At 40.3% G+C, this 13,508-nt stretch carries 8 protein-coding genes; 6 read left to right on the top strand and 2 right to left on the bottom strand.

Translation table 11 applies throughout. From position 1 onward, the window contains the following. On the top strand, nt 1-813 hold an 813-nt coding region (locus tag HC000_RS08495; protein ID WP_257025463.1), incomplete at its 5' end, for a reverse transcriptase domain-containing protein. 118 nt (nt 814-931) lie between these two features. Here the strand turns inward: HC000_RS08495 and HC000_RS08490 are convergent. Beyond that, nucleotides 932-2,182: a TMEM143 family protein gene (locus HC000_RS08490; protein ID WP_179807422.1), complete on the bottom strand. Its 1,251-nt coding sequence runs from the start codon at nt 2,180-2,182 to the stop codon at nt 932-934. Between the two features lie 179 nt (nt 2,183-2,361). Here HC000_RS08490 and HC000_RS08485 point away from each other — a divergent pair, with 179 nt between their 5' ends. Both HC000_RS08485 and HC000_RS08480 read left to right on the top strand, forming a co-directional pair. Next, nucleotides 2,362-2,946, top strand: coding sequence for a VTT domain-containing protein (locus HC000_RS08485; RefSeq protein WP_011327283.1), 585 nt, complete (start codon nt 2,362-2,364; stop codon nt 2,944-2,946). 40 nt (nt 2,947-2,986) lie between these two features. Further along, complete coding sequence (locus HC000_RS08480; RefSeq protein ID WP_179807421.1) at nt 2,987-5,632, top strand: DUF2339 domain-containing protein; 2,646 nt, start codon at nt 2,987-2,989, stop codon at nt 5,630-5,632. 63 nt (nt 5,633-5,695) lie between these two features. Here the strand turns inward: HC000_RS08480 and HC000_RS08475 are convergent, their stop codons facing one another. Next, on the bottom strand, nt 5,696-9,136 hold the full coding sequence (locus tag HC000_RS08475; RefSeq protein WP_179807420.1) for a PAS-domain containing protein: 3,441 nt from the start codon (nt 9,134-9,136) through the stop codon (nt 5,696-5,698). 402 nt (nt 9,137-9,538) lie between these two features. Here HC000_RS08475 and HC000_RS08470 point away from each other — a divergent pair, with 402 nt between their 5' ends. From HC000_RS08470 to HC000_RS08460, 3 genes are all read left to right on the top strand, one after another. Next, nucleotides 9,539-9,802 (top strand): DUF4212 domain-containing protein, encoded by a 264-nt coding sequence (locus tag HC000_RS08470; RefSeq protein WP_011327286.1) that lies wholly within the window; start codon nt 9,539-9,541, stop codon nt 9,800-9,802. A gap of 10 nt (nt 9,803-9,812) precedes the next feature. Continuing rightward, complete coding sequence (locus tag HC000_RS08465; protein WP_011327287.1) at nt 9,813-11,537, top strand: sodium:solute symporter family protein; 1,725 nt, start codon at nt 9,813-9,815, stop codon at nt 11,535-11,537. Between the two features lie 115 nt (nt 11,538-11,652). After that, a complete protein-coding gene (locus HC000_RS08460; protein WP_179807419.1) occupies nt 11,653-13,491 on the top strand; it encodes a putative nucleotidyltransferase substrate binding domain-containing protein in 1,839 nt (612 codons plus the stop codon). Nucleotides 13,492-13,508: the final 17 nt, after the last annotated feature.

The raw sequence follows: 13,508 nt of genomic DNA, 5'->3' as shown, positions 1-13,508 counted from the left end.
TTGATCATAAGCAGCGTCAAACGCAAAGTGACAGACGGTAGCATCTTAAAACTGCTCAAACAGTTTTTAAAAAGCGGAGTAATGATAGGCAATAATTGGGAAGCGAGTGAGCTAGGAAGTCCACAAGGTGGTGTTATCAGTCCATTGTTGGCGAATATCTACCTAGATGCATTTGCTCAAGAAATGAAAAAGCGAAATCACAGAATAGTGAGGTACGCCGACGACATATTGATCTTATGCTGCACAGAAAAAGCAGCCAAGAATGCACTCACAGTAGCGACTCAGATACTCGAAAAAGGCTTAAAGTTAACAGTCAACCAAAAGAAAACGCACATAGCGCATAGTAGTGAAGGCGTAAAATTTTTGGGAGTGGAGATAGGCAGTAATTGGACGTGTATCCAAGCCACAAAACTCAAAGGCTTTAAACAAAGAGTTAAACGATTAACAAAGCGAAATAGTGGCATGAACTTAATTGAAGTAATAAAAAGACTCAATCCAGTGGTGCGCGGCTTTGTAAATTATTTCAGTATAGCCAATAGTAAACGAGTGCTAAATTTGTTGGCAAGGTGGGTGAGACGACGATTAAGGGCAATTCAGTTAAGGTTGTGGAAAAACCCAGCGAGGTTGCATAAGCGACTAAAACAATTAGGGAAAAAGCCGCCATTTAAGTTCATCAAAATGAACTCATGGCGAAACTCTCTAAGTCCATTATCGAATGTAGCGATGCCAAACCAATGGTTTGAGGAGCAAGGTTTATATTCAATGGAAAAAGTAAGTACAGGATGGCTTGCTCACTCGGCGTTTAGAAAATAAGCCGAAGGGATAGAAGAATACAGGAGCCGTATACGAGGCCCGTACGTACGGTTCTGTGAGAGGGATGAGGCAAAAGCCTCACCCTACTCGATGAGTATTATTTAGTAAAAATACTACATTAATTATATTGAAAAAGATTATCCCAGCGCTTATCTAAAATGGTTTTTGCGTGTTCTAAACTCAGCGCGCTATACACTTCATTACCTTCTATTTCGTTACTACACGTTACCAAACGCATACGTACCAGCTTTTCAAGCGCGTCGCTAATTTCAAAATCAAGAACGCACTGGTATTTGCTTTTAAACCAATGCTCTATTTGCTCATCAAGCATTTGTGCGCTTAATCCGCTTTCCGATTTTAGTAAAAAGGTATACGCCAGCAAGGCTTCTTTTATGTCTTCTTCTTCGGCGGCATCAATAAGCGTGTGAAATACGCCCGCGTTGTTATCGAGGTTTTTAAAGTAGAGGTTATCGCTTAGGGCTTTCATAAATTTTATTTTGCGGTTTTTAAACTTACTCCATTCTTTAAAAATAAAGCTGCCAAACACGCCCATACCGATAGCAAAGGTAATAAAGTGTTGTTGGGTCATTTCTACAGCTTCACTTCTAAAACCACCCCAAAAAGCAAACAGAGCAAGCAATAATACGATTGATGCGCCCAATTTAGTAATAAGTACCACTGCACCGCCAACTAAAGCAGACGATCCAATAATGACCTTATCAATAGGGCGCATGCGTACTTCGCTATTAGGAAATAGCATTTCGAGATCGGCCTTAGGCACATTTTGAAACAACTTTACTATGGTTGAACTTGGCTCAAATCCCAGTGGCGTTTTGTTTTTAGCTTCAAAATAAGCGCTATCTTTAAAGCGAATAAACACCGCAACACGATCGTAATTAGTAAAATGCAGCGGCTTTTTACGCAAGCCCCAAAAGCTGGTAATCGTTTCAGTGAGCTGCGACTCGCCACGGCGATAAAATACCACTTCTTCAAAGTCGTCAAATTCAACTTCAAGGCGCACCTTAAATAGTGATTCTTCGCTTAATGCGTCTTGTAAGTCTTCATTGGTGATTACTTCAAAATTAGCGGCGTTAAGTACCTTGGCAAAGTCTTTAGCAAACTCACGTTGGCACTGTGCTTTTTGTTCTGCCGATACTGGCGCTAACGATCGCGTGTCACTGTTGGGATCAAAAGGGGCGTAGTTGTTTTTAAGTGACTCAAGTGTTGAGTGGTAATCGTAATGAATAAGGCTAGCTAGTAAATCACAAAACTGTTTAAACGATGTTTGTTGTGTGCTGCTTTTAAGCTCTTCGCTACACATATCAACAATATCTTGCTTTCTAAAGGGAATAAAACGCGCACTTTGCATAAATTAATAACTACTGTGATAAGTAAATTCAATGATATAACTCAATAATAAAAGATCGCCGTAGCTATTACCAATTTGTTAATAATTAAAGTGTTTTATATTTTCAGTCTAGATTAACTTAAGTATGTAATGATAAAGCATCTGAAATCGCGTTTTATTCACAATGAAAGGGAGTTATTATGGCGATTCAAAAAAAGCTTAAACAAAAAACACGTAATTTTATTGAATCTAAACATATGCTCAGTGGCATTACCGTGGCGTCGTTTTTAGAGTCGACCATAGTACCTATTCCGCTTGAAGCTGTTTTAGTACCCTTAATGCAAGCGCGTCGTGAAAAATTATGGCTTATTGCTTTAATGGCCACTTTGGGATGTATTGTGGGGGCGTTATTTGGTTATGCGCTGGGTTATTACTTATTTGATGCAGTTGGCGATTGGGTTATTAATAGTTTCTCAAGCCCCGAGCAGTTTGAAAATGTTAAACAACAAATGCACAATCAAGGCTTCTGGTTTGTAATAACGCTAGGCATAGTGCCTATTCCATTTCAAATAGCCATGCTGGCAGCGGGGGCGACTAAATATTCCCTCGGGTTATTTTTATTAGCCAGCGCAATTTCGCGTGCTATACGATATTTTGCTTTAGCGGTAGTTGTGTATTACGCCGGTAATAAAGCCGAGCAACTTATTAGTAAACATAAAACTAAAGCCATGATTACTTTAACTGTTTTTGTAATCGGTATATGGTGGTTAACGACGGTAATTTAATACCGCTAATTAATATTAAATAAAATAATAAGAGCATGCCATGGATGAGTTGATTGGGTTAGTAGGGCTATTTATATTAGCGATAATAGCAGGCGCTATTTGCGGGTTTATTGCACTTACACAGCTTAAAAGTTTAAGGCAACAAGTTGTGCAGTTAACAGCTAAAGTTAATAGTTTACTCCAGCAACAAGAGCAATTAGTACCGCTTGCTAGTAAGCAAGCGCCACCACAAGCGCAACCACAACCCCAAGTAAGCGCACCAGCAACTGTTTCAACGCAGGTAAAAACTGCGGCTATAAGCGGCAATGAAGCTGCAGTTACTAAAACAGCTAAAACAAATACCTTCCCTAAAAAACCTAGCGTTTTAAATACATTATTTAATAAATTACGTGCAGGACTTGAAGAAAACTGGATGACCTGGATAGGCGCGATAGCGCTTGCGTTTGGCGGTATTTTTTTAGCAAAATACAGCTTAGAAGCTGGGTTACTTTCACCCGTTATGCGGTTGAGTTTAGGTGCATTATTTGGCCTTGGTTTAATAGCAGCTGCTGGGTATTTACATTATAAACGTATTATATTTGAAGGGTTTAATAACTATATTCCGGCAGCCCTTGCTAGTGGCGGCTTTATTACTTGCTTTGCGCTAGCCTTACTTGCTTACAGTAACTACGCCATGCTTAGCTCCACAGTTGCATTTGTGCTGTTGGCGATTATTGCTTTAAGTGCAAGCGTTATGGCAATTAAGTTTGGTCCTTTACTTGCTGTTTTGGGCATTGTTGGTGCCTACAGCGTGCCTATTTGGGTTAGTAGTAATAGCGTTAATTTATTTTCTTTATTTATGTATGTTGGCTTTGTTAGTTTATTTGCCGCCATAGTGGCGCACCAAGTACAGCGTATTTGGCTGTGGTATTTACTCTGGGCTGGGCATGTTTTTTGGTACTTAGCGGGTTTTGTTTTACTCGAAAGCAGCACCATTTGGTTACTGGGTGTTTATGCAGTCGCCAGTATTATTGGCCTCGTAGCTATCCCTCGTTTAGGGGTAAGGTTTACACTAATTGAGTTTCGCCCGCACAGCTTAAAGCGTTTAATTAATGTACTGCCCGATCACCCGTTAATGTTAGTGTTTACCGCACCGTTTATTTTGATGATGCTATTGCATAGGTTCGACGCGCAGTTTCAGATATTTAGCTTAATAATTTTAGTGCTAATGCTGTTTTTAGTATTAAAAAATAGCCGCTGGGATTTATGGCAAGCTGTGTGTTTAGTCATAGCCCTGGTCGTTTTAGTCAGTACCCAGCAAACTTTTGATTTTGATGATGCCTTGTTTATATTTAAACAAGAATATGGACTAGGTTTAATACTAGGTTTTACTTTGACTGCTTATGGCATTTATTTTGGTCGTAAGTTTCCTAAGCGCTTGGCATTTCATATTACCGGCGCATTTAGTTTCTTTTTAATGATAGCCACGTTATACGCACTTATTCCTAATTCAGCGTTAAGTACAGCGTATCCGCTTTGGGCAGTTATATTACTTGTTGGTAGTGCTGTTTTAATAAAAATTGCGCAGCACAGTGCTAGTTTGTATCAGCGTTTTACCTACTGGATAGTAGCAAATGCTAATATTACGCTCGCGATTACTATGCTATTAAACGACAGTGGCTTAACTATAGCGCTGGCTATTCAAGTGTTATTGATTAGCTTGCTGATCAAACGCCACAGCATACCTATGCCACATTGGCCTATTAAAGCACTGGTGGCAGCATTATTATTGCGACTAACTTTCTCACCTTGGACACCAAGTTACGAGGCTCTTACTATTTTTGGTTTGCACTGGAGTATAGTGGTGTACCCGCTGTGTACGGTGCTATTTTATGTTGCAGCAAGATGTTTTAACACATCAAAAATGCAGTTATGGCTAGAAGGTGCAGCGCTGCATTGCTTGGCATTATTTATTACCACCGAAACCAGTTATCAGCTAGTAGGGCATTATCCACAATTTGATTCATTGAGTTTTTACGAGCAAGTATTACTGGTTTGTAACTGGCTTGGGTTAGGTTGTGTGTATTTATATCGCGCGCGAATAGTAGGGAGTTTAGCAAAACTGTATCGCATTGGCGGCTTTGCATTGGCGGGCTTAGCTGGTGTGTTTGCACTAAAAACCTTAGTTGACGACAATCCGTTATTGAGTGCAATAGATATTGGTACAACGCCAATATTTAACTGGTTATTGTTATTATGGTTAGTACCTGCAGGGTTAACTTTGTGGTTAGCAAGGTTACTTAAAACTATAAATAGCAAAGCTATAAATACTAAGGTAATTGCAATAGTTCTCGCAATTGCGGGAATATTTACCTTCTTGGCAATTAACAGTTTAATTCGTCAATATTGGCAAGGGGCGTATATTTACTTATCTAAGGGGGTAGGTAACGCTGAGCTTTACAGCTATTCTATTATTTGGCTGGTACTAGGAGCAAGTACGGTTATAGTGGGCCATCTTAAAAATCAGCTACTAATACAAAAAGTAGGTTTAGGCTTATTGGCCGCGGTTATTTTAAAAGTATTTTTAATCGATATGGCAAACTTAACAGGTTTACTAAAAGCGATATCGTTTATTGGATTAGGGTTATCTTTAGTGGGGCTGAGCTGGTTGTTTCAAAAGCTGAGAAGCCGCGCTAATCTGGCTTAAGCCTTTATAAAATAAAGCAAAGGAAAACCCAGCCCGCTATTACTAGCAGGCTGGGTATAATCTTTAAGTGCTGTGATTTAGCAGCGCTTTTAGTTTGCCCGGTTTAATAGGCTTACTTAGATAATGAATATTAGCCGCTTTAGTTTCTAGTTTAAGCTCTTCATCGCGCACCGCTGTTATTAAGATAGCAGGGACTTGGTGTTGCCAAATATCTCTCAGGGTTTTTATAAGTGTTATGCCGTCGCAATCATTACCTAACTGGTAATCCATTAAAATCACATCGGGTGCGCTGTGCTCATTAGCGTGCGCAAGCACCTGTTCAACGTTATCAAATAAGGTGTAATTGGCTTGCCATTTGTTGAGTAAGCTTGCCATGGCAGCTAGATTGGCAGGATCGTCGTCAACGGCAACAATATTAATGGCGGCGCGGTTTTCCATTACACTATTAGCAATATTTTTATGCTGTACAAATTTTGCATCTCCATAAGGTACTTCAATACTAAAGCGGCTGCCTTTATTGGGCACTGAGCATACATCAAGCGGTAAGCTGAGTAAGTCAGCCATTCTTTTTACTACTCCTAAACCTAAGCCTATGCCTTTATTGTCGCCAGCCTCGACCCGGTAAAAGTCATTAAAAATTTTAGCTTGCTCTGCTTCACTGATCCCTTGTCCTGTATCCCATACTTCTATGCGCAGGCTATGTTTACGGTTTCTACAGGCAATTAAAACTTTACCACTTTGTGTGTACTTAATTGCATTAGAGAGCAGGTTTTGGATAATGCGTCGTAAATAAGTAATATCGCTGTGTACTATTTGCTGGTTAGAAAGCACTTTGAACGATAACCCTTTTACACTGAGTAAAATACTCGACTCGCTTTTAAGCGGTTGTAAAATATCGTCAATACAAAAGTGGCGGGGCGTAGGCGCCATTGCGCCTTGTTCTAACTTGGCTATTTCGAGCAGAGCCGACATTAAATGCACGGTAGAGTCTAGGCTGTCTCCTAGTTTATCAAGATTATTTTGATTAGTGCTATTGAGCTGCTTTTCGTCAATGGCGGCAAGGTATAAACGCGCGGCATTTAATGGCTGTAAAATATCGTGGCTCGCCAGTGCTAAAAAGCGGGTTTTACTGTCGTTGGCTTTTTCAGCCTCACGTTTAGCTAAAGTTAGTGCCTGCTCAGTTTGAACTCGGCTATCTATTTGCGCTTGAAGGTCTTTATTAATGGTTTGTACTTCTTGAGTACGCGCCTCAATGCGGTTTTCTAAATCGATATTAATTTCTTCCAGCGCATTTTGAGTATTAATATGTGTTGTTATGTCTGAAAAGCTGGTAACAAAGCCGCCATCAGGCAAAGGGTTACCTATCATTTCGTACACTTGGCCGTTGCGGCGGTGGCGAATAAAATGATGCGAGGTGCCATTTTTTAAATGACGAACCCGCTTATCTACATGGCGTTCTATTTCGCCTGGACCACATTCACCACGCTCTGCGTTGTAACGTATTATGTCTTCTACCGGTTGGCTCACTTCTAAAAAGCCTTCAGGGTAATTAAACATTTCGCTATAGCGTTTATTCCAAGCAACAAGTTTTAAATCTTTGTCGACCACAGAAAGACCATGGCTTAAGTTTTCAAGCGAGGTAAACAATAAGTTTTGGTTAAACTGCAGTGCTTGGGTGGTTTCATCAAAAAAGTTAACCACTTCTTCAAATGCCATGCGCTTACCAGACGATACAGTGTGCACTAATGCCTGAGCCGACGATGCACCAAGCACACCGGTTAACGCACGTTCGCAATAAGCAATAAACTCAGGTTTGGGGTGCGCGTTGTTGTCACTTAAATGATGGGCTAGGGCATAATTGGCTAATACTTGCTGGCTGCGCTGAATACCTAAAAAGGTCTGTAGCAGTATTTTAAAGTCGTATACTGTGGCTTTAACATCTTTATTTAAACGCTTTGATAAAATAGTCTGATCTTTTGGGTTAACAAATGCAGCAGCCTGAATTTTATCAATTAATCGCTCCTCAGCCCCTAACGAAAAGCTAATATAACAACCTATGTTAGCAAATAACGCAATCAGCGTGCCGCGGGTCATAAGGGTTTGTTGTAGCTCGTTATTTAGCGTGTTGCCAGCATCTAAAATAGGCAGCATTAAAAACAGCACCCAGCATATAAAGCCTGCAAGTAAGCCCGCATAAACGCCATAAGCATGGCCTTTTCGCCAATATAAACCACCTACAATAGCGGGTAATAATTGGGTTACTAACGAAAATGCCACCAAGCCCATGCTCGCTAATGCACTTCCGTGACCAAACCAATGCTGATAAAAATAAGCCAAGGTTAAAATACCGGCAATAGCAAAGCGTCGTACTAATAGTATTCTCGATCTATAGCTGGTGGTTATTAAGTTGCGTTTAAATTTGCGACGCAGTATTAGGGGCAGTACTACATCGTTTGAAATCATAGTACTTAAAGTGAGTGTTGCTACCACTATCATAGCAGTGGCAGCCGACAAGCCACCAATAAAAACGAAGGTGGTTAAAAAGGCATTATAGTGCAGCATTGGCAGGGCTAAAACAAAGCTGTCGGGTGAAAAGCTACGGCCTATTTCTGGGTGAATAGCGGCAGTTGCTATTGGAAAAATCATTGCTGCGGTAAGTAATAAGTACAGTGGAAACGCCCAGCGCGCGGTAAATAAATGACGCTTGTCTTGATTGTCGACCACAGTTACATGAAACTGACGCGGTAGGCAAATAATAGCCGCCGCAGCCATTAATGACTGGCCAATAAAGTTAAAACTAAAAAAGTCAAAGTCGGCCCAGTGTGTCCACAAAGGCTCGTCTACTTGATTAGCATAAGACTCAGGTAAGTTAAATAAAGAATACACAGCCAGCCCAGCCACCGCCATGAGTGCAATTAATTTTATGAGAGATTCAAACGCTACAGCAAGCATTAGCCCTGAACGATATTCAGTGACATCAACTTTTCGAGTGCCAAAAAATATCGCAAATAACGCCATAATTAAAGTTGCCGACAGGGCGACTATATCTCCAGATATTTTATTACTTGTTTGCAGCAGTAAAAAGCTCGAACTGAGCGCTTTTAATTGCAGCGCAATATACGGAATAGTCGCTAGTAGCGCGATTAAAGTCACCATAATAGCGGTGGTTTGGCGCTTGCCATAACGGGCAGAAATAAAGTCGGCAATGGTAGTAATATTTTGCTTTTTACTCACTAAAACTAATTTACGTAAAAAGCCTTGGCCGAAAAAAAATAATAATGCGGGGCCTAGTAATATTGGCAAAAAACTCCAACTGCTTGTGGCTGCAGTTCCTACCGAGCCGTAGTAGGTCCAAGATGTACAATAAATACCCAGTGAAAATGCATACACAAAAGGGTGGTGACTAATACGCTTAGCCAAAGGCGTGGTTTTATCGCCCCAACTTGCGAGCCAAAACAGCACCCCTATATAGCTCAAAGCAACAAAAATTAGTACGGCAGTCATGTATTTATTAAACCTTTTTGAATATGCACTCAACTAGCATGGACTATACACAATACCAGAGCTTGAATTAAGTGTGGGTGCGATATTTATTTATAAGTTTAAGTTATTGTTTTTAATTACTATTTATAAACATTAAATTATAGCAATACAGTATAAGACTAATGTCGCATGTAATCTAAATCCTCGCAAAATATTAACAAACCTTCTCTAATTAAATTTTTAAATAGCTGAAAAGTAATGCTTTTTAATTTTAACATCTGCTAAACACTGATTCTTTACTTAAAAGTTAACAAGCTGTTACGACTATGGTCGCAATTCAATATTTGCATTGCGTTGCTAAATTGGTAGATGAAAAATAAACCACTCATTACTTTTTAGTGATGCTTAAAGGGGAAAATAAAAATGGCTTTTAAAGATGAAGAACAAGCAAAAGCTTATTGGGCGGAAAATATTTCACTGTTATTTAAATTATTAGCAGTGTGGTTTGTCGTGTCATTTGGTTTTGGCATATTACTGGTTGATGTACTTAATGAAGTACGTTTTTTTGGGTTTAAACTTGGCTTCTGGTTCTCCCAGCAAGGTTCAATTTATACCTTTGTGGCTTTGATTTTTGTGTACGTAGTCAAAATGAATACGTTAGATAAAAAATATGGCGTAGACGAATAGGAGCTAAGCAATGGATGTTCAAACACTCACGTTTTTAATTGTTGGTTTAAGCTTCGCGCTTTATATCGGCATTGCAATTTGGGCCCGAGCGGGTTCAACTAAAGAGTTTTATGTAGCGGGCGGCGGCGTACCTCCTTTAGCTAATGGTATGGCAACCGCTGCCGATTGGATGAGCGCGGCGTCGTTTATTTCAATGGCGGGTATTATTTCGTTTGCGGGTTACGACGGCGGCGTTTACTTAATGGGGTGGACAGGTGGTTATGTATTACTTGCCATGTGTTTAGCGCCTTACTTACGTAAATTCGGCAAGTTTACTGTGCCAGACTTTATTGGCGACCGTTACTACTCACGTACCGCACGTTTAGTTGCTATTTTTTGTGCCATATTCATTTGTTTTACCTACATTGCAGGGCAAATGCGTGGCGTAGGCGTTGTTTTTTCCCGCTTTTTAGAAGTAGAAATTGAAACCGGTGTATACATAGGTATGGTTATTGTATTCTTTTATGCTGTTTTAGGTGGTATGAAAGGCATTACATATACGCAAGTTGCACAGTATTGTGTGCTGGTATTTGCTTACTTAGTACCGGCTATTTTTATCTCTATGATGATGACAGGTCACTTCCTGCCACAAACTGGTTTTGGTGCCACATTAATTGGCGGAGAAGGTGCTTATGTACTTGATAAGCTAGATGGCATAAGTTCGCAATTGGGCTTTTCTCAGTATACCGAAGGCTCTAAGAGTATGATTGATGTATTTGCTATTACCGGTGCATTAATGGTGGGTACTGCAGGTTTACCACATGTAATTGTTCGCTTTTTCACTGTACCTCGCGTTAAAGATACGCGTATATCAGCGGCATGGACCTTAGTGTTTATTGCTATTGTTTATACTACAGCACCAGCAGTTGCTGCATTTGCTCGCGTAAACATGGTTGATACTATTAACGGTAAAGATGGTAGCGGTACAGAGTATGCACAAGCACCAACGTGGATCAAAAACTGGGAACGTACCGGCTTAATTACTTTTAATGATAAAAATGGTGATGGCAAAATGTTTTACACTTCAGGCAGCATTGACGATCCAAACAGTGCTAATGAAGTAGATGTTGACCGCGACATTATGGTACTTGCTAATCCCGAAATAGCTAACTTACCAGCATGGGTTATTGCCCTAGTTGCTGCCGGTGGTATTGCAGCAGCATTATCAACAACCGCAGGTTTACTGTTAGTTATTTCTACCTCCGTATCGCACGATTTACTCAAGCGAACCCTTAAGCCTAATATTAGCGATAAGCAAGAGTTACTCGCAGCGAGGTTAGCTGCCATGGTCGCTATTGTTATATCCGCCTACTTTGGGATTAACCCGCCAGGGTTTGTGGCATCGGTGGTTGCATTTGCCTTCGGCTTAGCGGCAGCGAGTTTCTTCCCAGCTATTATTATGGGTATATTCTCTAAAGCAATGAACAGAGAAGGTGCAATTGCTGGCATGGTAACGGGTATTGGTTTTACCGCTGGCTATATTATTTACTTTAAATTTGTTAGCCCAGAGCTTAATAGTGCCGAGCATTGGTTTTTAGGTATTTCACCTGAAGGTATTGGCTTAGTGGGTATGATAATTAACTTTGCAGTTGCTGCAATAGTACTTAAATTTACTAAACCGACACCACTGGAAATTCAACAGTTGGTTGAAGGTATTCGTAATCCTAAAGGATCTAGTGAAGCTCACGATCACTAAGTCTATTTGCTTAACAGGCAATAAAAGTACCAAAAGCCCGACTTAAGTCGGGCTTTTTATTTGTTTAATAAATGATTACATTAAACCTTATATAAATCACTTAACGAGCGTAACTATGAGTGCAGAGCAGCAAGATATAACCCAGTTTGTAACTATGCAGGCCCCGTTTAGCATGCTTGAGGCGAGTGCTTGCAGCTATTTTGTAAAGCACCTTGATATTACTTACCTCAACCGTGAAAACCAAGCACAATGGCTGCAAAGTGATCACCCTAAGTTATTTTTAATTCGTTCAGGCTTATACGATTTAGTGGATAGTAAAGGCGATATAGTTACGCGTTTAGCACAAGGTGATTATTTTGGTTTTCCGTCGTTATTAACCGGTGAGGCGATGCAAAACAGGTTGGAAGTACAAAAAGAGGGCATAGTGTATATGCTGCCTCAGGAGTCGTTTGATTATTTGCGCCGCGAATATAAACCGTTTGAACAATATTTTGTGCGCGCTCATGCAAACCGCCTACTCTCATCACATTATAAAAGTAAAACAGAAAGCTGGTCGGAGAGAAAAATATCAGAGTTAATGACCCGAAAAGCCATTACTTTAACGCCAGATTCGAGTATTCGCCACGCGGCAAAACAAATGCAAGAGTATGGCGTGTCATCTATTATGATCACCCAAGATGCGCACTTAGTTGGGGTAGTAACCGACCGCGACTTACGTAATCGGGTACTGGCAGATGAAGTTGATCCACAGCAAAGCGTAAGCAGCATAATGACAGCAAAACCCAAGTTTATTTTTGAAAATAACCGGGTTTTTTCAGCGCTGCACCTAATGCTTAAACATAATATTCATCATATTCCAGTACTTGACGAAAACCACAAACCTTTGGGAATGATCACCAGTACCGATTTATTACGCCAGCAAAAAAGCGACCCGGTACAACTTATAGGTCGTATTTATAAAGCGCGCGCTATTGTCGATTTAAAACGCTACGCCAAAGAGATCCCAGAGTTGCTGCGCGGCTTTTCGTATAATATTGACGACATATCGCTAATTGGCAAATTACTCAGTGGCCTAACCGATGCACTCACCTCGCGGCTAATTTACTTGTATCAACAAGAACATGGAGTAGCACCAAGTAGTTTTAGTTTTATTTGTTTTGGCTCGCAAGCCCGTGAAGAACAAACCCTACATTCAGATCAAGACAATGGCTTATTATTACCCGATGGTTTAAATGACGATGAGTTAGCCTACTTTAAAGGCATGGGGGAATATGTTTGCGAAAACTTAGTAGAGTGCGGCATTAGACGTTGCCCTGGCAATATAATGGCCAGTAGCGAGTTGTGCCGAATGAGTATTAGTGACTGGCGCGAGCGCTTTTTTAAATGGATAAGCAGCCCAACCCCTCAAGCCATGCTCAACTGTAAAATATTTTTTGATTTACGCTTTATCGAAGGCTCACACACACTTTATAGTAAGTTTTATGAGCAACTTACGCACATGTCACGCAACGAATTATTTTACGCCGCCATGGCCAACGACATTGACTCAAACAGCGTGCCTATAGGCTTGTTTAATAATTTTAAAACCGAAAAAACAGAAAAAAACTATAAATATATCGACTTAAAAAAACGTGGCGTAGTAATAATTAACGACATAGTGCGTTTATATGCATTAAGAGCGGGGATTCGCCGTGCCAATACCCAAGAGCGTTTAGACGCATTGTTAAAACACACTTTACTCAGCAAAGAAGATATTTATAACCTAAAAGATTGCTGGCGTTTTTTAACCCAGCTGCGATTAAGCACGCAAATAAATCAAGAAGGGCTGCCCAGTAATTGTATTAACCCCGACCAATTAAACTCTTTAGAGCGCCACCAACTAAAAGAAGCATTTTATCTGGTAAAACAAGCGCAGCAAGCCGCTGTGTTTAAATTTGCCCGTGGTAGCTTATAGCATGGCTGTTTATAAAA

This window comes from Pseudoalteromonas sp. MIP2626, from assembly GCF_013414205.1.
Taxonomy (GTDB): Bacteria; Pseudomonadota; Gammaproteobacteria; order Enterobacterales; family Alteromonadaceae; genus Pseudoalteromonas; species Pseudoalteromonas nigrifaciens.
The sequence above is the reverse complement of the archived record's forward strand: the minus strand, read 5'-3'. Positions and strand labels throughout refer to the sequence as shown.

Coding starts and splice junctions, on each gene's coding strand:
- HC000_RS08490 (WP_179807422.1), bottom strand. CDS start 2,182: ATGCAAAGTGCGCGTTTTATTCCCTTTAGAAAGCAAGATATTGTTGAT.
- HC000_RS08485 (WP_011327283.1), top strand. CDS start 2,362: ATGGCGATTCAAAAAAAGCTTAAACAAAAAACACGTAATTTTATTGAA.
- HC000_RS08480 (WP_179807421.1), top strand. CDS start 2,987: ATGGATGAGTTGATTGGGTTAGTAGGGCTATTTATATTAGCGATAATA.
- HC000_RS08475 (WP_179807420.1), bottom strand. CDS start 9,136: ATGACTGCCGTACTAATTTTTGTTGCTTTGAGCTATATAGGGGTGCTG.
- HC000_RS08470 (WP_011327286.1), top strand. CDS start 9,539: ATGGCTTTTAAAGATGAAGAACAAGCAAAAGCTTATTGGGCGGAAAAT.
- HC000_RS08465 (WP_011327287.1), top strand. CDS start 9,813: ATGGATGTTCAAACACTCACGTTTTTAATTGTTGGTTTAAGCTTCGCG.
- HC000_RS08460 (WP_179807419.1), top strand. CDS start 11,653: ATGAGTGCAGAGCAGCAAGATATAACCCAGTTTGTAACTATGCAGGCC.